Consider the following 16,039-nt stretch of genomic DNA (forward strand, 5'->3'; position numbering starts at 1 on the left):
TGCTGGCCCGATGGAGGCTCTTTCGACGTTACGGCCGGCGGCGGCGCTGCTTGAGGCCTTTCGATTCGTTCTTGCGCATCGCTATGCCTGCCTGATCCGGGCGGTGCCGGTGATCATGATGGCGGGGCTGATCGCCTGGGCGGAGACGAATATTCTTGCCGATGCGAAATATTTCCGTCTCGTCATGAATGACATTCTCTATGCGATTTTCGCCGTCTACTGGCACCGCTACACGCTGCTCCCGAGTGAGCGGGCGGCGCGGGGTTTCGGGCTCGGCTTTGGCCTTCGGGAGATAAAATATGCCGGGGCGATGGTCGGTTTTGCGATTGTGACATATCTGCTGGCGCGAATTTATACCGCGAGCGGCGGCGGCGAGGCGCGGGCGTCGCTGCTTCTGTTCATCGCGCTGCTGCTGCTTTGCTACCTGCCGCTGATGTTCATTTTTCCGGCGATTGCGCTCGATCAGCCGATCCGCCCGCTGCGCTTTGCGCAAGTCGTGATCGACATGTTCCTGCCGCTGCTCGGCGTGCTGCTTTTGGGGCTGGTCGCGGTGGTCGGGCTCTACTGCCTGATCTATCTGCCGCTGCTTCTGCTGGTGCTGATGCAGCGGCCGGCGGCGGCGGGGCTGCTCTTTTATCTGCTCTCAAGCTATCTGATCCTGCCGTTCGTGCTGGCGGTCAGTATTTCTTTCGTCTCGCTGCTCTACCGGCAGGCGGTGGGGCGGGTGCAGGTGACGGCGACGGATGCGCCGGCGTGACATTGCCGCTTGCCCTCGGCCATGAATTTTTCTAGCGTCTATGCCGCCCCCCGGCGTTTTGCAGCGGCAGATGGGCGGATAACAATAAAAATGCGGAAAAGCGGAAAGGATAATCATACATGACGCTGAAAATCGGAGTGGTCGGCGCGGGCGCGATCGGCGGATATTTTGCGGCCCAGCTTGTGCGGGCGGGATATGAGGTCGTCGTGCTGGCGCGCGGGGCCAATCTTGCGGCGATGCGCGAGAACGGCCTCACCATCACCTCGGAGGAGGGCGATCTCAACGTCAAATTCGCTGCCGTCTCCGACAAGGCGGCGGAGCTTGGCGTCTGCGATGCGGTGCTGTTCGTCGTCAAGGGCCACGACAGCGAGCAGGCGGCCGCCGACATGCAGGCGATGATCGGCCCGAAAACCGAAATCATCAGCATGCAGAACGGCTTTTACGGCATCGATCACCTGGTCGCGACCTTCGGCGCGGAACGGGTCTCGCCGGGCGTCACCTATATCCCGGCCGTGCTGGATAAGCCCGGGCATATCCGCCGCACGGGCACGCGCACGCGCTCCTATTTCGGGCCGTACCATCCGCGCGACATGGCGCTCCATAACGAGCTTGCGGGTGCGCTCCGCGGGCAGGGGACGGATATTCAGGCGCTTGAGGAGCCGATGCGGCAGATCTGGGCGAAATATGTCGTGCTCGCGCCGTTTCACGCGATGTGCAGCCTGACGCGACTGCCCGTCGGCGGCTGGATCGTCCATCCGGAGATGCAGGAGCTCTATCTTGCCGCGATGAAGGAAGTCGCGGCGCTCGGCCGCGCCAAGGGCGCAGATGTGCCCGACAGCATCGCCGAGAAGCAGGTCGAGATCACCCGCACCTCGACCAGCCCCAAGACCCGCGCCTCGATGTTCGAGGATCTCGACCGCGGCAAGCGGCTGGAGCTGGAGCCGATCATCGGCTGGATCGTGCGCGAGAGCGAGAAGCATGGGCTGGAAAGCCCGGTTCACAAGATGGCCTACGCGCTGCTCCGCCCGCATCGGGACGGCACGCCGGTGATCTAAAAGAGAGGCAGCCCCGCTTTCGGGCGGAGCATCGGGAAAGGGCGCTTGCCGGCGGGCAGCGCCCTTTTTTATTGCCGGTTACGGGGCGCCCGAGGGGCGCTTTTTTTGTGCCTCAACGGGAGAGGAGGAGAGACGATGGACCCGGAAATATTTCGCGACCTCATTATTCGCCCGACGCTCGGCGCGCTCAATATGGGCGGGCGCGCCGCGGAGGATCTGCTGCTCGGCACCGCGCTCGTCGAGAGCGGCCTCAGGCATCTTCGGCAGATCCGTGGGCCGGCGCTCGGCCTCTACCAGTGCGAGCCGGCAACCTACGCCGATATCCTGGAATATGTCCGCGCCCGGCCCGATATCCTCGCGCGGCTCCGCCCTTTGATCGCAGGATCTGGCCTTCCCGATGCTTCGCAGATCGTCTGGAACCTCAAATTCGCGACCGCCATCTGCCGCCTGCATTATTGGCGCGTGCCGGCGCCCATCCCGGCCGACCGGGCGGGGCAGGCGGCCTATTGGAAGCGCTACTACAACACCGTGCACGGGCGCGGCACGGTGGCGAAATATCTCGCCTGCGCCCGATTTCAAACCGAAGGAGGACCCCAATGAAGAGCTATCTCAAGGGCAAGAAGACATATGTGACGGCGGTGCTCGCCATGATATCTGCGGCCGGAAGCTACCTGCTCGATGAAATTCCGCTGCAGGACATGATCGAGGCCTGCTTCGCCGCGCTCACCGCCATGACCATCCGCGCCGCCATCGGACGGACGGATGCGGCGGCGGCGGACAAGGATCCGATGGGCGGGGTGCAGGATGAGCGCTAGGGGCAGGGCGGCTTTGGTGCTGGTCGCCTCAACGCTTGCGCTCGCGGCCTGCGCGTCGCCCTTCGCGCGCCTGCCCGAGCGCGACCAGCTTTTGCTTGCCTGCGATGGTCTTGCGACCACCATGCGGCATTTGGAGCGCCAGGTGGCCGCAGGCACGCTCCGCGATCCGGCAACGCTGCAAAGCCTTCGCGCCGCCTCGCTGACAGTTGAGGAAAGCTGCAAGGCGGATGAGGATTTCACTGCCGCGCTCCGCCGCCTCGCCGATCAGTCGGCGCTGCTGCTTGCCGCGCGCGAGAGGGCTGCGAGGGAGGGAACGACATGGAAGTGACATCGGCAACGGTTATCGCGCTGATCGAGGGCGGGGCGTTTCTGATCAACGCCGCACTCCGCGCCGAGAAGGGCCACCTCACCCCGGCGGAGGCGGAAGCGATTCTCTCCCGCCTCGGCGAGGAGGGGAGCCGCCTTCGCGCCGCGATCGATGCGGCGCTCGCGCGGGGGGATGAAGGCGCGGCGTGAAACGCCTTGGCGGCGGCGGGCCCATAAAAGATTAAAGGGGGCATTACGCCCCCTTTATGCTGCCTGTTCGAGATCGCTTGCGGCGCTCTCCCCTGGTCTTTTTATTTATCTCTAAAGCGATTATCAGGTTTCCGTCTGCCGGTTCGGTGATCGCGAGAAGCCCTCCCGTTTCTTGCGGCCGTCCGCCATGTAAATTCGTTTTGTTGTTTTTCCGGTTCCTCAATTTCGCTTGCAGGACGCACCTTATCTTGCATCGATTGATATGATAAATAATAATTTATGCGTTATTAATAGATATTCTGTATTAATTCGGAGACGAGAATGTACCGCCATTTCAAAGCCTTCGTTGCGGTTGCCGAGCATCTGCATTTCACCCGCGCGGCAGAGGAGCTGCATATGACGCAGCCGTCGCTGTCGCTGCTGATCAAGCAGCTTGAAGCGCAGCTCAACGTCCGGCTGATCACCCGCAGCACGCGGCATGTGCGCCTGACCGACATGGGGCGGATCCTGCTGCCACTCGCGGAAAAGGCGGTCGGCGAGATGGACGCGGCGGTGCGCCATATGCGCGATCTCTCCGATCTGAAGGCGGGGCGGGTGAGCGTTGCGGCCTTTCCTTCGGTCGCCGCCAACCAGCTGCCGCCGCTCCTCGTCGAGTTCCGCCGCCTTTATCCGCGCGTCAAGCTGCAGGTCATCGACAGTGTGTGGGGGACGGTGGTCGAGAAGGTGCGCGAGGGCGTCGCCGATTTCGGCATCGGATCACAGCCGCCGAAGATGGATAATCTCAATTTCGAGAAGATCTATGACGATGAGATCATGCTGCTCGCGCCGCGCGCGCATCCCTTCGCCGCCCGCGGCAGCCTCACCTGGCAGGATATTTCCGGCGAGGAGATTATCGCCCTCGCGACCGATACGGGGGTGCGCTACAGTGTCGATATGGCGCTGGCCGGCACCGGCATCAGCTTCCGCCCGGTGATGGAGCCATCGCTGATCCAGACGGTCGCCGCGCTGGTCACGGCGGGGGCGGGGATCGGGATGATTCTCTCCTCCTACCTCAAGGCGGTGAACATGGACGGCCTTGTCGCCATCCCGCTCTACGCGCCGCATGTGCTCCGCCCCGTCGGCATCATCACCCGCCGCGACTGGCCCCTCAGCCCCGCCGCGCTCGTGCTGCTGAAAATGATCGTCGAGGAGCTGAAGGGGAAGGGCGGCCGCCCGAAATCACATGCGCTGGATGGGCTTGGCTGATGACATAAAGATCGCGCACTTCGTTATGTAGTATATATATCGACAAAGAGGGGCAGCGCCACAAGGGCAAGAGGGGAGAGGACATGAAACAGGTCGTTTATCCAGGCGTCGTATGCAAAGACGAAGGCAGTTCGTACGGGATCTGGTTCCCGGATTTTCCGGGATGCGTGTCGGTGGGAGATACCGTCGATGCGGCCGTAAAGGGCGGCCGCGAAGCCCTGCAACTGCATATTGAGGGTATGATCGAGGATAAAGAGGCATTTCCGCCGGCGACGGATATCACCGATATCGAACGCAACGAAAGCGATTTCTCCGCCATCGTCCTTATCCCGGTGAGCCTTCCGGGGCCGGGCGCGGCGCGTGCGGAGCTTGCGCGCCGCGGCCGTTAAATAATCATTTCTGTCGCGGTTAATATCAACCGTGTGAAGTCATTGCGATTTTGGGAGCCGGCAGGCGTGACAGGCCGTGAACTCCCTGATGGGAAAGTCCGGTTTCCTCGCGGGAAGGGAAGTTTCGAGTGTTGTGGAAATCTTGGAAAAAGTGGCGCAAGGCAGGGAAAATGTAGATTCGGCGCCTGGCTACTCAAAACCCAAGGTGACCTAGATACGTCGGATACCTTGTCAAAGTTTGTCAGCCATATCGGATGAGCTGACAAACCTTTGACAAAGCGGGTTGCTAAGTGGTTGAACCAGTTAGCGTATTGGCTCCCCGAACAGGACTCGAACCTGTGACAGGCTGATTAACAGTCAGCTGCTCTACCAACTGAGCTATCGGGGATCAGGGCCCGCATTTTAGCGGGTTGGCGGCTTATAGCAAGTGCGTCTCACCCTGCCAAGCCCTGTTTTGCCATTTTGGCAAAAATTTCCGCACCGGGCGGGGCTGGCGGGGAGAGAGGCGGGCGCGTCAGCCTTTGCCGTGCGCCTCGGCGATCTTCTTGTCGGTGTTATACTGGCTGAGCGCATAGACGGCCCAGATCGCGGCCGGAATCCAGCCGATCAGCGTGATCTGCAGGATCAGGCAGAGAATCCCCTGAAACGGCTTGCCGATCGTGAAGAAGACGAGAAACGGCAGAATAAGCGCAATGATCAGTCTCATGACATACCCCGATGACGAATGGTGCCTATAGTTTAGCCATCCGCGATCCGGCTGGCAATCGCTGCCTATATAATCAGGATCGGGGGGTTGTCCAGAAGAAGCGGAGCGGGGCGGCTATTTTTTGCCTTTGCGCTTCGGCGCCGCGGCGGGCGGCTTTCTGGCCTGCGGCTTCGCTGGATTGGGGGCCGCCGCAGACGGCGCGTCGGCGGACGCGGCCCGACGCGGCCAGTAGAGCATGAAAATCGCCCAGAGCGCGGCGATCGGCCAGCCGATCAGCGTCAGTTGCAGAACCAGGGCGACGATGCCGCGGCCCTTTCTTCCGATATGAAAGAAGACAAGCGCGGGCAGCAGGAGCGCGGTGAGGAGGGACATGGACATCTCCATCGGGGTGAATGAATGCCTGCGGGCAGGCTCTCTCCCCATCAAACGCGCGAGCGGCCGGTTTTGTGAGCGCGGCGGTGTTGTGGGCGGCCTTGCGTGCGCAGGCGGATGCCTGACATAAGGGCCTGGTATACGGGGGAGAAAGAGGCGGGAGAATTGGAGGCCTGGACCGGAATCGAACCGGTGTACACGGATTTGCAATCCGCTGCGTCACCACTCCGCCACCAGGCCTCACTCTCGTGGTGTACCGGCGGGCGCAAGGCGGCACCGGCAGACCGCTCATATGCAACGCGATGCCCGCCGCTGTCAAGCCTGCATGCAAAGATTTTGCGCGGCGGCTGCCGGTTAAGTCACCTGCGGGCGGGGCGCAGGCGGCGCGCGCTCGACGGCTCATAACTCGCGTCTCCTCCTGCATTTTTTTGTTTGCACCGCAGCATAATTAAATTACTCTTTCTGCTATGGGAGAAACGACACCGATTTTTGATGAGATGCACGGGGAGGCGGGAGGGGTCCGCTACCCTTACGCGGACTATCAGAAATGGCTGGATACCGAGGAGCCGGCGCGGCTCCGGCGCAAATCCGCCGCCTCCGAAGCCTTCTTTCGCCGCACCGGCATTACCTTCAATGTCTATGGCCGCGAAGAGGCGGCGGAGCGGCTGATCCCCTTCGACATTATTCCCCGCATTATCTCGGCGCGTGAATGGGCCCGGCTCGAGCGCGGGATCGAGCAGCGGGTGCGCGCCATCAACGCTTTCCTGCATGATATCTATCACCGCCAGGAGATCATCCGCGCCGGGCGCATTCCGCTTGAGATTATCGCGAACAACGATGCGTTCCTGCCTGAGATGATCGGCTTCTCGCCGCCCGGCAATGTCTACACCCATGTCGTCGGCACCGATCTTGTGCGGACGGGGGAGAATGAGTTTTACGTCCTGGAAGACAATGCGCGCACGCCGTCGGGCGTCTCCTACATGCTGGAGAACCGCGAGACGATGCTGCATATGTTCCCCGAGCTCTTTACCGAGATCCGGGTCCGGGCGGTCAGCGACTATCCGAAAAACCTCCGCCGCTCGCTCGGCGACTGCGCGCCGCCCGCCTCAACGGGCAAGCCGGTGATCGCGGTCCTCACCCCCGGCATCCACAACTCCGCCTATTTCGAGCACAGCTTCCTCGCCGACCAGATGGGTGCGGAGCTGGTGGAGGGGCATGATCTTCGCGTCGTTGACGGGCGGATCGCCATGCGCACGACGCGCGGCTATGATCCGATCGACGTGCTTTATCGCCGCGTCGATGATAATTTCCTCGATCCGCTCACCTTCAACCCGAAATCGCAGCTCGGCGTCGCCGGGATCATGGATGTCTACCGCGCCGGCGGGATTACCATCGCCAACGCGCCCGGCACCGGCATTGCCGATGACAAGGCGATTTATTCCTATATTCCGGAGATTGTCGAATTCTATACCGGCGAGAAGGCGATCTTGCAGAATGTGCCGACCTGGCGCTGCGCGGAAGCGGATGCGCTCAAATATGTCCTCGATCATCTCGATGAGCTGGTGGTGAAGGAAGTGCATGGCTCGGGCGGCTACGGGATGCTGGTCGGCCCTGCCGCGAGCAAGCGCGAGCTCGCCGCCTTCCGCGCCAAGCTGAAGGCGCGGCCCGGCAATTATATCGCGCAGCCGACACTTGCCCTCTCGACGGTGCCGGTGCTGACGAAAAAGGGATTGGTGCCGCGGCATGTGGATCTGCGCCCCTTCGTGCTGGTCTCGCCGACGCAGGTCAGCATCACGCCGGGCGGCCTCACGCGTGTTGCGCTGAAGGCCGGATCGCTCGTCGTCAATTCCAGCCAGGGCGGCGGCACGAAAGATACCTGGGTTCTGGAGGAGTAGCGGCGCGATGCTCGGAAAAACCGCAGGGGGCCTGTTCTGGATGTTCCGCTATCTTGAGCGAAGCGAGAACACCGCGCGGCTCCTGGATGCCGGTTTTCGCATTGCGCTGACCCGCTCAAGCGCGGCGGAGAGCGAATGGGCCTCCGTCGTGGCGACGGCGGGGGTAAGCGGCGCCTATAAGGAGAAGTTCGATCAGTACCGCGCCCCGTATGTGATTGATTTTCTGCTGCGCGACAAGGCCAACCCGTCGAGCGTCCTCTCGGTCATCGAGGCGGCGCGCAACAACGCCCGGCTTGTCCGCACGGCGCTGACGCGCGAAGTGTGGGAGGCGACCAATGACTGCTGGATCGCGCTGAAAGAAATCCTCGCCAACCCCGTCTCCGAGCGCGACCTTCCCGATGTGCTGACGGCGATCCGCCGCGAGAGCACGCTGGTCCGCGGCGCGCTGCACGGGACGATGCTGCGCAACGATATTTTCGATTTCGCGATGCTCGGCACCCTGATCGAGCGGGCCGACAGCACGGCGCGCATTCTCGATGTGAAATATTACGTGCTGCTGCCGTCCGCCTCCTTCGTCGGCTCCTCGCTCGATAACGTGCAGTGGGAATCGATCCTCCGCTCGGTCTCGGCGCAGCGCGCCTTCCGCTGGCTCAATCCCGGCGATGTCAACCCGATGAGCATCGCCGAATTTCTCATTCTCGATCGCCGCCTGCCGCGCTCGCTGACCTTCTGCTATGCGACGATTGTCGCCAATCTCGGCTATCTGGAGGAGGAGTATGGCCTCCGCCTTCCCTGTCATGACAAGGCGGCGCCGGTGCTGGCGCGGTTCAAGGAAAGCTCGATCGCCGAGATTTTCGACTATGGCCTGCACGAATTTCTCACCGTCTTCATTCGTGACAATATGGAGCTTGCGGCGCAGATCGAGCAGGATTACCGGTTCAGCGGATGAGACGCGTATGCTTTTGAAAATTTCCCACCTCACCCGATACCGTTACGAGCAGCCCGTCCGCTATGCCCTGCAACAGCTTCGCGTGACGCCGAAATCGGGCGCCGGTCAGGAGATCCGGGCGTGGGATGTGACAATCGAGGGCGGCCGGCAGGAGGCGGAGTTCACTGACCAGTTCAACAACCGCGTGCTGCTGGTCAGCGCCAATCCCGGCGAGAGAGAGATCGCCATCCATTGCACGGGTGAGGTGGAGACGACGGACCTGCACGGCATCCTCGGCGTGACCCGCGGCTTTGCGCCGCTCTGGTTCTTTTCGCGCCCGACCGCGCTCACGACCCCCGGTGAGGGGATCGGCAGGCTGGTCAATGCGTTGCAGCACGAGACATTTGACGGCGATGTCGCGCTGCTGCACCGCCTCTCGACCCTGATCGGCGAAGTCGCGCCCTACCGGACGGGGGAGACCCATGCCGGGACGACGGCGGAGGAGGCGCTCGCCACCGCTAACGGCGTCTGTCAGGACCACGCGCATATTTTTCTTGCGGCGGCCCGTTCGCTTGGCTTTCCGGCGCGCTATGTCAGTGGCTACCTGATGATGAACGACCGCATCGATCAGGAGGCGACGCACGCCTGGGCGGAGGTCTGTCTCGCCGATCTCGGCTGGGTCGGCTTCGATGTCTCGAACGGGATCTCGCCCGATGACCGCTATGTCCGGGTCGCCACCGGGCTCGACTATCGCGACGCCGCGCCGATCGTCGGCTTTCGCCTCGGCGAGGGGGGGGAGTGCCTCGATGTCACCTTGCAAGTGCAACAACAGTGAACAGACCAGAAAGCCCGGTAGTTGAACAGATGACATATTGCGTCGGTTTGAGGCTGAACAGAGGCCTCGTCTTCATGTCGGACACGCGCACCAACGCGGGTATCGACAATGTTTCCGTCTTCAAGAAGATGTGCAGCTGGGTGACGCCCGGCGAACGGGTCCTCACCGTCATGACGGCGGGCAATCTCGCGACGACGCAGGCGATTGTCAGCGTCCTCGACGAGCGCACCAAGGCGCCGGCCGATCGCAATCCCTCGATCCTCGAAGCCCCGTCGATGTTCCAGGTGGCGCGGATTGTCGGCGAGGCGGTGCGCGAGGAAATCCAGCGAAACAGCCAGGGCGGCGAGAGCGCCGATGCCACCTTCAACGCGACGCTGATCGTCGGCGGCCAGATCCGGGGCAGCGCGCCGCGGCTCTTCATGATCTATCCGGAAGGCAATTTCATCGAAGCGTCATGGGAGACGCCCTTCTTCCAGATCGGCGAGACGAAATACGGCCGCCCCATTCTTGTCCGCGCCTATGATCCGGATATGAGCTTCGAGGATGCGGTGAAACTCCTGATGGTGTCGTTCGATTCGACCATCAAGGCGAACCTCTCCGTCGGGCTGCCGCTCGATCTGCAGGTCTATGAAGCGGACAGTTTCCAGATCGCGCATGAGCAGCGCATCCAGAGCGATGATCCCTACTTCAACCTGATTTCCGTCGGCTGGGGAGATGCGCTCCGCGACGCCTTCCGTTCCCTGCCGCGGTTTCATTTCTAGCCCCCGGCCCGCCGCCGCCGGGTCACCTTAGCGCTTGGCAGGGCAGGGGGAATTCAGTATAACCAGCGAAGTTTTCGAAAAGGAATGATCGGAAAATCATGATTGCTCAAAAATACGCCGTGGCGCGCCGTCAAATGGTGCTGAGCCAGCTCCGGCCGAACCGGATCACGGATGACCGCATTGCCGATGCCATGGACATTGTCCCGCGCGAGGAGTTTGTGCCCGAGGCGCTGCGCGGCGTCGCCTATCTGGATGAGGATCTGGAGGTTGCCCCCGGCCGCTATCTGATCGAGCCCCGCGTGTTCGCCCGCCTGCTGCAGGATGCGGCGGTGACGCCCGATGATGTCGTGCTCGATATCGGCTGCGGCACCGGTTATTCCGCCGCCGTGCTTGGCCGCCTCGCCGCCGCGGTTGTCGCGGTGGAAAGCGATCCGGCGCTGGTCGCCGCCGCGAGCGAGACGCTTGCCCGCCTCGATGTTGGCAATGTCGCCGTCGTCGAAGGGCCGCTTGCCGAGGGCAATGCGAAGCAGGGGCCCTATAACGTCATCCACATCAACGGCGCGCTCAACACGGTGCCCGAAAGCCTGCTCGAGCAGCTTGCCGAGGGCGGGCGGCTGATCTGCGTGCTCGGCACCAATCCGGGGGTCGCGACGCTTTATCAGCGGATCGAGGGCAGGTTCTATCCGCGCCCGCTTTTCGATGCGGCCGTGCCGCCGCTCGCCGAGCTGATGCGCGGCACAAGATTTGAATTCTGAGCCGGGACGAGAGTAACAAATTTGTCACGATTTGTTCGGTATTCTCTGCCGACGGGTAAAGGATAGGTAAGATTTAGGTTTCATTATCGCTTGCGGGCCATATGATTCGTTAAAAATCTTGATAAAAACGGGTATCGGGACTAAATTCGGCGATGGTTAATCCCGGATTGGCCAAGAACAGGGAGCGAAAGGCGAATTGATGAAAAAAGTAGCTTTGGCCATTGCGTCCGCGCTGGCCGTCATGATGCCGATTTCGGGTAGTCATGCCGAGACATTGCAGGATGTTCTGGCGTCAACGTATGAAAACAATCCCACCCTCAAGGCCCGCCGGGCCAATGTCCGCAGTGTCGACGAGCTGGTGCCGCAGGCGCTCTCCGGCTGGCGCCCGCAGGTATTCGCCACCGGCGAGCTCGCCGCGCAGCATAACGACAGCAATCTCGCCAACGTCGATCGCAACACCAATCCGCGCGAAGCAGCGCTGACCGTCTCGCAGCCGATCTATAGCGGCGGCCAGACGATTGCCAACACCAAGGCGGCGGAAGCAACCGTTTCGGCGGCCCGCGCCGGCCTCGTCTCGACGGAGCAGTCGGTTCTGCAACAGGCGGTTGAGGCCTATATGAACGTGCTCCGCGATGAAGCGCTGGTCGAGCTTAACCGCAACAACAATGTCGTGCTGCGCCGCCAGCTCGATGCCGCGAATGATCGCTTTCAGGTCGGCGAAATCACCCGCACCGACGTTGCGCAGGCCGAAGCCCGCCTCGCCGACTCGATTTCGAACCTGATCCAGGCGGAAGGTAACCTCCGCTCCACCCGCGCCAATTTCGAACGGATCGTTGGCCGCCCGCCGCTTGATCTGGAAGAGCCGGCGATCCCGAGTGATTTCCCGGAGTCCGAAGCCGCCGCGCTCGAGATTGCGCTCGCCAACCATCCCGATATCCTTGCCGCCCGCTATAACGAGGAAAGCTCGCGCCACGATATTCGCGCGACCTCCGGCCAGCTGCTGCCGTCGGTTGACGTCAACGGCCGCGTCGCCACCGGGCGGGAGCAGACGACCTCCAGCTCCAGCACCGATACGGCGCGCATCGGCGCCGTTCTGACCGTACCGCTCTACCAGTCGGGCGCGGTCTACAGCCAGGTGCGTCAGGCCCGCCAGGTCAACAGCCAGCGGATGCAGGAAATTGAGGAAACCGTCCGCGCCGTCCGCGAACAAGTGATCCAGAGCTGGGAGCTTCTGGAAACCTCCCGCTCGCGCATCGGCGCCAGCGATGAGGCGGTTCGCGCCAACGAGATCGCCCTCGACGGGGTGGAGCAGGAAGCCCAGGTCGGCTCGCGCACCACGCTTGACGTCCTGAACGCCGAGCAGGAACTGCTGCAGAGCCGCGTCGATCTCGTCACCGCACGGCGCGATCAGTATGTGGCGATCTATAATGTGCTCGCGGCGATCGGCAAACTGAATGCCCAGAGCCTCGCGCTCAACGTCGACCATTACGACCCGACCGAGAACTATAACCGGGTTCGCAATAAGTGGTTCGGCACGGACGGCGGTCTGAATTAAGCGGACCGGACACCGATCCGGGTCCATGAGTGTAACAGGGATGGCGGGCGCATGCCCGCATCCCCCGGCTTCGATGGTGAATTGACGATGACTGATCCGACGACTGAACAAGAGCCGACGATGGAAGAAATTCTGGCGTCCATCCGCCGTATCATCTCCGAAGACGGCGAGGAGAATGAGGACGTCGCGAAGGCCGATGCCGGGGAGACGGATATCGACACGCTCGCCGAGGAACTGGCGGCGGAAATCAGCGACGAGCCGGACGAAGACATCCTGGAGCTGACCGACGAGATCGAGGTCGAGACGGAAGAGGAAGAAGAGGTGGAAGTCCTCTCGCTCGACGATATTCTCGACGACGAGGAGCCGGAAGTCGAAACAGACAGCGAAGAGACGGTGGAGGCCGATGAGGCCGACGCCGAAGACGATATGGAAATGGAAGACGAACTTGAGAGAGAGCGCGACGCGGCCGAAGAGGCAAGCGGGAAGGTCACCAGCAGCCTGCTGGCCGACCCGACCATTGCCGCAACGACAAGCGCGTTTGCCACTCTGGCCGGCGCAGTAGCTTCATCACGAGGATTGCAGATGGGTAAGAATGCAACATTGGAAGACATGGTCAAGGACATGCTCCGTCCTATCCTGAAGGATTGGCTCGATCAGAATCTCCCGCAGATCGTGCAGCGCATCGTGGAGCGCGAAGTGAGCAAGCTCGCCGACCGGGCGGACGACGACGATTAAGTCTTTCCCCCGGGGGTGCGAGCCGACTATATTACTCCCGAACTTTGCCGACTAATAAATAAAGAAAGGTTCAGCAATGCTGGACAAGTCTTATCGACCCGACGCGGTCGAACGTAAGCTCTATTCGCGCTGGATGGAGCAGGGGGCGTTTGCCTGTGGCCGCGCCAGAAGTAACAGCACCTATACCATCGTGATCCCGCCGCCCAATGTGACGGGCAATCTGCATATGGGCCATGCCCTCAATAACACGCTGCAGGATGTGCTGGTCCGCTTTGAGCGGATGCGCGGCAAGGATGTGCTATGGCAGCCGGGCACCGATCATGCCGGCATCGCGACGCAGATGGTGGTCGAGCGCCAGCTGGCGGAGCAGAATATTACCCGTCACGATCTGGGGCGCGAGAAATTCATCGAGCGGGTCTGGGACTGGAAAGCGGAGTCGGGCGGGCAGATTATCGAGCAGCTGAAGCGGCTCGGCGCAAGCTGCGACTGGGAGCGCGAGCGCTTCACCATGGACGAGGGGCTCTCCGCCGCCGTCCGCAAAGTGTTTGTCCAGCTTTATAAAGAGGGGCTGATCTATCGCGACAAGCGGCTCGTCAACTGGGATCCGAAATTCCATACCGCCATCTCCGACCTTGAGGTCGAGCAGCGCGAGGTGGAGGGCCATATGTGGCACTTCCGCTATCCGATCGAGGGCGAGGAGGGACGCTTTATCACCGTCGCAACGACGCGGCCCGAAACGATGCTCGGCGATACCGGCGTTGCGGTGCACCCGGACGATGAGCGTTATCAGGATCTGATCGGCAAGTTCGCCGTCCTGCCCATCGTCGGGCGGCGCATCCCGATCGTTGCCGATGCTTACGCCGATCCCGAACAGGGCTCGGGCGCGGTGAAGATCACCCCGGCGCATGATTTCAACGACTTTGAGGTTGGCCGCCGCGCCGGGCTTGAGGTCATCAACATCATGGACGAGAACGCGCATCTCAATGACGCCGTGCCCGCGGCCTATCGCGGGCTTGAGCGGTTCGAGGCGCGGAAAAAAGTCGTCGCGGAGATAGAGGCGCTCGGCCTTCTTGAGAAGATCGAGCCGCATCCGCATACGGTCCCTTACGGCGATCGCTCGGGCGTTGTTATCGAGCCGTTGCTCACGGACCAGTGGTTCGCTGATGCCGCGACGCTGGCTCAGCCTGCCATTCGTGCGGTGGAGTCGGGCAAGACGAAATTCGTGCCCGAGAAATGGACCAACACCTATTATGAATGGATGCGCAATATCCAGCCCTGGTGCATCTCGCGCCAGCTCTGGTGGGGGCATCGCATTCCCGCCTGGTTCGGGCCGGATGGCAAGATTTTCGTCGAGGAGACGGAAGAGGAAGCCTATGCCGCCGCGGAAGCGCATTATGGCAAAAAGGTTGAGCTTACCCGTGAGACGGACGTGCTGGATACCTGGTTCTCCTCGGCACTCTGGCCGTTCTCAACGCTTGGCTGGCCGGAGGAGACGCCGGAGCTGAAGCGCTACTATCCGACCGATGTGCTGGTCACGGGCTTCGATATCATCTTCTTCTGGGTCGCCCGGATGATGATGATGGGGCTGCACTTCATGAAGGATGTGCCGTTCCACACCGTCTATATTCATGCCCTCGTGCGCGACGAGCATGGCGCGAAGATGTCGAAATCGAAGGGCAATGTTGTCGATCCGCTGGATCTGATGGACAAATATGGCGCCGATGCGCTCCGCTTCTTCCTGTCCACCAGTGCGGCGCAGGGGCGCGACGTCCGCCTTTCCGAGCAGCGGGTGGAAGGCTATCGCAACTTCGCGACGAAACTCTGGAACGCGGCGCGCTTCTGCGAGATGCATGAGGCGCGCATTCCCGAGGGCTTTGATCCGTTCACGGTCGAGGAGACAATCAACCGCTGGATCGTCGCCGAGACGATCAAATGCGAACAGGCAGTGCGCGAGGGGCTTGAGGGCTATCGCTTCAACGATGCCTCGAACGCCATCTACAGCTTCATCTGGAACGTCTATTGCGACTGGTATCTGGAATTCGCCAAACTCCCGCTGCAGCAGGACGGCGCAGCCAAGGCGGAGACGCGGGCGACGGCCGCTTGGGTGCTCGACCAGATCCTCAAGATGCTGCACCCCTTCATGCCGTTTGTCACCGAAGAGCTTTGGGGCAGTGTCGCAGCGACGCGGGCGAGTGACCTGATCCTTGCCCAATGGCCGGTCTACCCCACTGCGGGCAATGCCGCCGCCGTGCAGGAAATGGACTGGGTGCAGGAGCTGATCTCCGGCATTCGCGGCGTGCGGAGCGAGATGAACGTGCCGGCGGGGGCGAAAATCCCGCTCCTCTTCAATGGCGGGAGCGAAGCGGATAAGGCGCGGCTCGAGACGCATTGGGATATCATCGCGCGGCTGGCTCGCATTGAGAGCAAAACTCTCGATGCCGAGGTGCCGAAAGGCTCGCTGCAGTTCGTCCATCGCGGCGCGACGGTCGTCCTGCCGCTTGCCGGCGCCGTCGATCTCGAGGCCGAGAAGGCGCGGCTTGCCAAGGAGACGACGAAGCTTTCGGGCTATATCACGGGACTGCAAAAGAAACTCGGCAATGAGAAATTCGTCGCCAACGCGCCCGGGGATGTGGTTGCAGGCGAGCGCGAGAAGCTTGCCGCCGCCGAGACCGAACTTGCCCGCCTCAACGAGGCAACGGCAAGGCTTGGCGAGCTTTAAG

Annotated in this window: 18 protein-coding genes and 2 tRNA genes; 16 read left to right on the forward strand and 4 right to left on the reverse strand. The window is 62.1% G+C overall.

Translation table 11 applies throughout. The features are described from left to right. Nucleotides 1-10 precede the first annotated feature (10 nt). The 8 genes from V7Z56_RS08325 to V7Z56_RS08360 all read left to right on the forward strand — a co-directional run bounded on the left by V7Z56_RS08325 (nucleotide 11) and on the right by V7Z56_RS08360 (nucleotide 4,777). On the forward strand, nucleotides 11-757 hold the full coding sequence (locus tag V7Z56_RS08325; protein ID WP_334128930.1) for a hypothetical protein: 747 nt from the start codon (nucleotides 11-13) through the stop codon (nucleotides 755-757). Nucleotides 758-876: 119 nt separating this feature from the next. Then, nucleotides 877-1,812: a ketopantoate reductase family protein gene (locus V7Z56_RS08330; RefSeq protein ID WP_334128931.1), complete on the forward strand. Its 936-nt coding sequence runs from the start codon at nucleotides 877-879 to the stop codon at nucleotides 1,810-1,812. A 135-nt stretch (nucleotides 1,813-1,947) separates the two neighbouring features. Then, a complete protein-coding gene (locus tag V7Z56_RS08335; protein WP_334128932.1) occupies nucleotides 1,948-2,412 on the forward strand; it encodes a hypothetical protein in 465 nt (154 codons plus the stop codon). After that, a complete protein-coding gene (locus V7Z56_RS08340) occupies nucleotides 2,409-2,627 on the forward strand; it encodes a hypothetical protein (RefSeq protein WP_334128933.1) in 219 nt (72 codons plus the stop codon). The genes V7Z56_RS08335 and V7Z56_RS08340 overlap by 4 nt, the downstream gene beginning before the upstream one ends. Next, nucleotides 2,617-2,955, forward strand: a complete 339-nt coding sequence (locus V7Z56_RS08345; RefSeq protein WP_334128934.1) for a hypothetical protein — start codon at nucleotides 2,617-2,619, stop codon at nucleotides 2,953-2,955. Before V7Z56_RS08340 ends, V7Z56_RS08345 begins: the two co-directional genes overlap by 11 nt. Beyond that, nucleotides 2,946-3,143 carry a hypothetical protein gene (locus V7Z56_RS08350; RefSeq protein WP_334128935.1) on the forward strand — a complete coding sequence of 66 codons (198 nt, stop codon included), beginning with the start codon at nucleotides 2,946-2,948 and terminating at the stop codon, nucleotides 3,141-3,143. The genes V7Z56_RS08345 and V7Z56_RS08350 overlap by 10 nt, the downstream gene beginning before the upstream one ends. Before the next feature lie 321 nt (nucleotides 3,144-3,464). Further along, on the forward strand, nucleotides 3,465-4,388 hold the full coding sequence (locus tag V7Z56_RS08355) for a LysR family transcriptional regulator (RefSeq protein WP_334128937.1): 924 nt from the start codon (nucleotides 3,465-3,467) through the stop codon (nucleotides 4,386-4,388). Between the two features lie 83 nt (nucleotides 4,389-4,471). After that, nucleotides 4,472-4,777 carry a type II toxin-antitoxin system HicB family antitoxin gene (locus V7Z56_RS08360; RefSeq protein WP_334128938.1) on the forward strand — a complete coding sequence of 102 codons (306 nt, stop codon included), beginning with the start codon at nucleotides 4,472-4,474 and terminating at the stop codon, nucleotides 4,775-4,777. A gap of 312 nt (nucleotides 4,778-5,089) precedes the next feature. Here the strand turns inward: V7Z56_RS08360 and V7Z56_RS08365 are convergent. The 4 genes from V7Z56_RS08365 to V7Z56_RS08380 all read right to left on the reverse strand — a co-directional run bounded on the left by V7Z56_RS08365 (nucleotide 5,090) and on the right by V7Z56_RS08380 (nucleotide 6,095). After that, nucleotides 5,090-5,165, reverse strand: a tRNA-Asn gene (locus V7Z56_RS08365). A gap of 126 nt (nucleotides 5,166-5,291) precedes the next feature. Beyond that, nucleotides 5,292-5,483 carry a YqaE/Pmp3 family membrane protein gene (locus tag V7Z56_RS08370; protein WP_334128939.1) on the reverse strand — a complete coding sequence of 64 codons (192 nt, stop codon included), beginning with the start codon at nucleotides 5,481-5,483 and terminating at the stop codon, nucleotides 5,292-5,294. A gap of 114 nt (nucleotides 5,484-5,597) precedes the next feature. After that, a complete protein-coding gene (locus V7Z56_RS08375) occupies nucleotides 5,598-5,855 on the reverse strand; it encodes a hypothetical protein (protein ID WP_334128940.1) in 258 nt (85 codons plus the stop codon). A gap of 166 nt (nucleotides 5,856-6,021) precedes the next feature. Further along, nucleotides 6,022-6,095, reverse strand: a tRNA-Cys gene (locus V7Z56_RS08380). 227 nt (nucleotides 6,096-6,322) lie between these two features. Here V7Z56_RS08380 and V7Z56_RS08385 point away from each other — a divergent pair. The 8 genes from V7Z56_RS08385 (at nucleotide 6,323) to V7Z56_RS08420 (ending at nucleotide 16,038) form a co-directional block, all read left to right on the forward strand. Further along, nucleotides 6,323-7,750, forward strand: coding sequence for a circularly permuted type 2 ATP-grasp protein (locus V7Z56_RS08385; protein ID WP_334128941.1), 1,428 nt, complete (start codon nucleotides 6,323-6,325; stop codon nucleotides 7,748-7,750). Between the two features lie 7 nt (nucleotides 7,751-7,757). Beyond that, nucleotides 7,758-8,699 carry an alpha-E domain-containing protein gene (locus tag V7Z56_RS08390; RefSeq protein WP_334128943.1) on the forward strand — a complete coding sequence of 314 codons (942 nt, stop codon included), beginning with the start codon at nucleotides 7,758-7,760 and terminating at the stop codon, nucleotides 8,697-8,699. Nucleotides 8,700-8,706: 7 nt separating this feature from the next. Further along, nucleotides 8,707-9,513 carry a transglutaminase family protein gene (locus V7Z56_RS08395; RefSeq protein WP_334128944.1) on the forward strand — a complete coding sequence of 269 codons (807 nt, stop codon included), beginning with the start codon at nucleotides 8,707-8,709 and terminating at the stop codon, nucleotides 9,511-9,513. Between the two features lie 29 nt (nucleotides 9,514-9,542). Then, entirely contained in the window at nucleotides 9,543-10,274 is a 732-nt protein-coding gene (locus tag V7Z56_RS08400) for a proteasome-type protease (protein WP_334129056.1), read from the forward strand. A gap of 98 nt (nucleotides 10,275-10,372) precedes the next feature. Beyond that, a complete protein-coding gene (locus tag V7Z56_RS08405; protein ID WP_334128945.1) occupies nucleotides 10,373-11,029 on the forward strand; it encodes a protein-L-isoaspartate O-methyltransferase family protein in 657 nt (218 codons plus the stop codon). Nucleotides 11,030-11,228: 199 nt separating this feature from the next. Then, nucleotides 11,229-12,584 carry a TolC family outer membrane protein gene (locus V7Z56_RS08410; RefSeq protein WP_334128946.1) on the forward strand — a complete coding sequence of 452 codons (1,356 nt, stop codon included), beginning with the start codon at nucleotides 11,229-11,231 and terminating at the stop codon, nucleotides 12,582-12,584. Nucleotides 12,585-12,671: 87 nt separating this feature from the next. Continuing rightward, nucleotides 12,672-13,319: a DUF2497 domain-containing protein gene (locus V7Z56_RS08415; RefSeq protein WP_334128947.1), complete on the forward strand. Its 648-nt coding sequence runs from the start codon at nucleotides 12,672-12,674 to the stop codon at nucleotides 13,317-13,319. A 76-nt stretch (nucleotides 13,320-13,395) separates the two neighbouring features. Next, on the forward strand, nucleotides 13,396-16,038 hold the full coding sequence (locus V7Z56_RS08420) for a valine--tRNA ligase (protein ID WP_334128948.1): 2,643 nt from the start codon (nucleotides 13,396-13,398) through the stop codon (nucleotides 16,036-16,038). Nucleotide 16,039 lies beyond the last annotated feature (1 nt).

It is taken from the genome of Sneathiella sp. (assembly GCF_036844445.1).
Taxonomy (GTDB): domain Bacteria; phylum Pseudomonadota; class Alphaproteobacteria; order Sneathiellales; family Sneathiellaceae; genus Sneathiella.

What these genes read in the sequence shown, in the direction of transcription:
- V7Z56_RS08420 (WP_334128948.1), top strand. Translation starts at nt 13,396, where the DNA reads ATGCTGGACAAGTCTTATCGACCCGACGCGGTCGAACGTAAGCTCTAT.
- V7Z56_RS08395 (WP_334128944.1), top strand. Translation starts at nt 8,707, where the DNA reads ATGCTTTTGAAAATTTCCCACCTCACCCGATACCGTTACGAGCAGCCC.
- V7Z56_RS08340 (WP_334128933.1), top strand. Translation starts at nt 2,409, where the DNA reads ATGAAGAGCTATCTCAAGGGCAAGAAGACATATGTGACGGCGGTGCTC.
- V7Z56_RS08325 (WP_334128930.1), top strand. Translation starts at nt 11, where the DNA reads ATGGAGGCTCTTTCGACGTTACGGCCGGCGGCGGCGCTGCTTGAGGCC.
- V7Z56_RS08370 (WP_334128939.1), bottom strand. Translation starts at nt 5,483, where the DNA reads ATGAGACTGATCATTGCGCTTATTCTGCCGTTTCTCGTCTTCTTCACG.
- V7Z56_RS08375 (WP_334128940.1), bottom strand. Translation starts at nt 5,855, where the DNA reads ATGTCCCTCCTCACCGCGCTCCTGCTGCCCGCGCTTGTCTTCTTTCAT.
- V7Z56_RS08350 (WP_334128935.1), top strand. Translation starts at nt 2,946, where the DNA reads ATGGAAGTGACATCGGCAACGGTTATCGCGCTGATCGAGGGCGGGGCG.
- V7Z56_RS08415 (WP_334128947.1), top strand. Translation starts at nt 12,672, where the DNA reads ATGACTGATCCGACGACTGAACAAGAGCCGACGATGGAAGAAATTCTG.
- V7Z56_RS08385 (WP_334128941.1), top strand. Translation starts at nt 6,323, where the DNA reads ATGGGAGAAACGACACCGATTTTTGATGAGATGCACGGGGAGGCGGGA.
- V7Z56_RS08410 (WP_334128946.1), top strand. Translation starts at nt 11,229, where the DNA reads ATGAAAAAAGTAGCTTTGGCCATTGCGTCCGCGCTGGCCGTCATGATG.
- V7Z56_RS08335 (WP_334128932.1), top strand. Translation starts at nt 1,948, where the DNA reads ATGGACCCGGAAATATTTCGCGACCTCATTATTCGCCCGACGCTCGGC.
- V7Z56_RS08360 (WP_334128938.1), top strand. Translation starts at nt 4,472, where the DNA reads ATGAAACAGGTCGTTTATCCAGGCGTCGTATGCAAAGACGAAGGCAGT.
- V7Z56_RS08345 (WP_334128934.1), top strand. Translation starts at nt 2,617, where the DNA reads ATGAGCGCTAGGGGCAGGGCGGCTTTGGTGCTGGTCGCCTCAACGCTT.
- V7Z56_RS08330 (WP_334128931.1), top strand. Translation starts at nt 877, where the DNA reads ATGACGCTGAAAATCGGAGTGGTCGGCGCGGGCGCGATCGGCGGATAT.
- V7Z56_RS08405 (WP_334128945.1), top strand. Translation starts at nt 10,373, where the DNA reads ATGATTGCTCAAAAATACGCCGTGGCGCGCCGTCAAATGGTGCTGAGC.
- V7Z56_RS08390 (WP_334128943.1), top strand. Translation starts at nt 7,758, where the DNA reads ATGCTCGGAAAAACCGCAGGGGGCCTGTTCTGGATGTTCCGCTATCTT.
- V7Z56_RS08355 (WP_334128937.1), top strand. Translation starts at nt 3,465, where the DNA reads ATGTACCGCCATTTCAAAGCCTTCGTTGCGGTTGCCGAGCATCTGCAT.
- V7Z56_RS08400 (WP_334129056.1), top strand. Translation starts at nt 9,543, where the DNA reads ATGACATATTGCGTCGGTTTGAGGCTGAACAGAGGCCTCGTCTTCATG.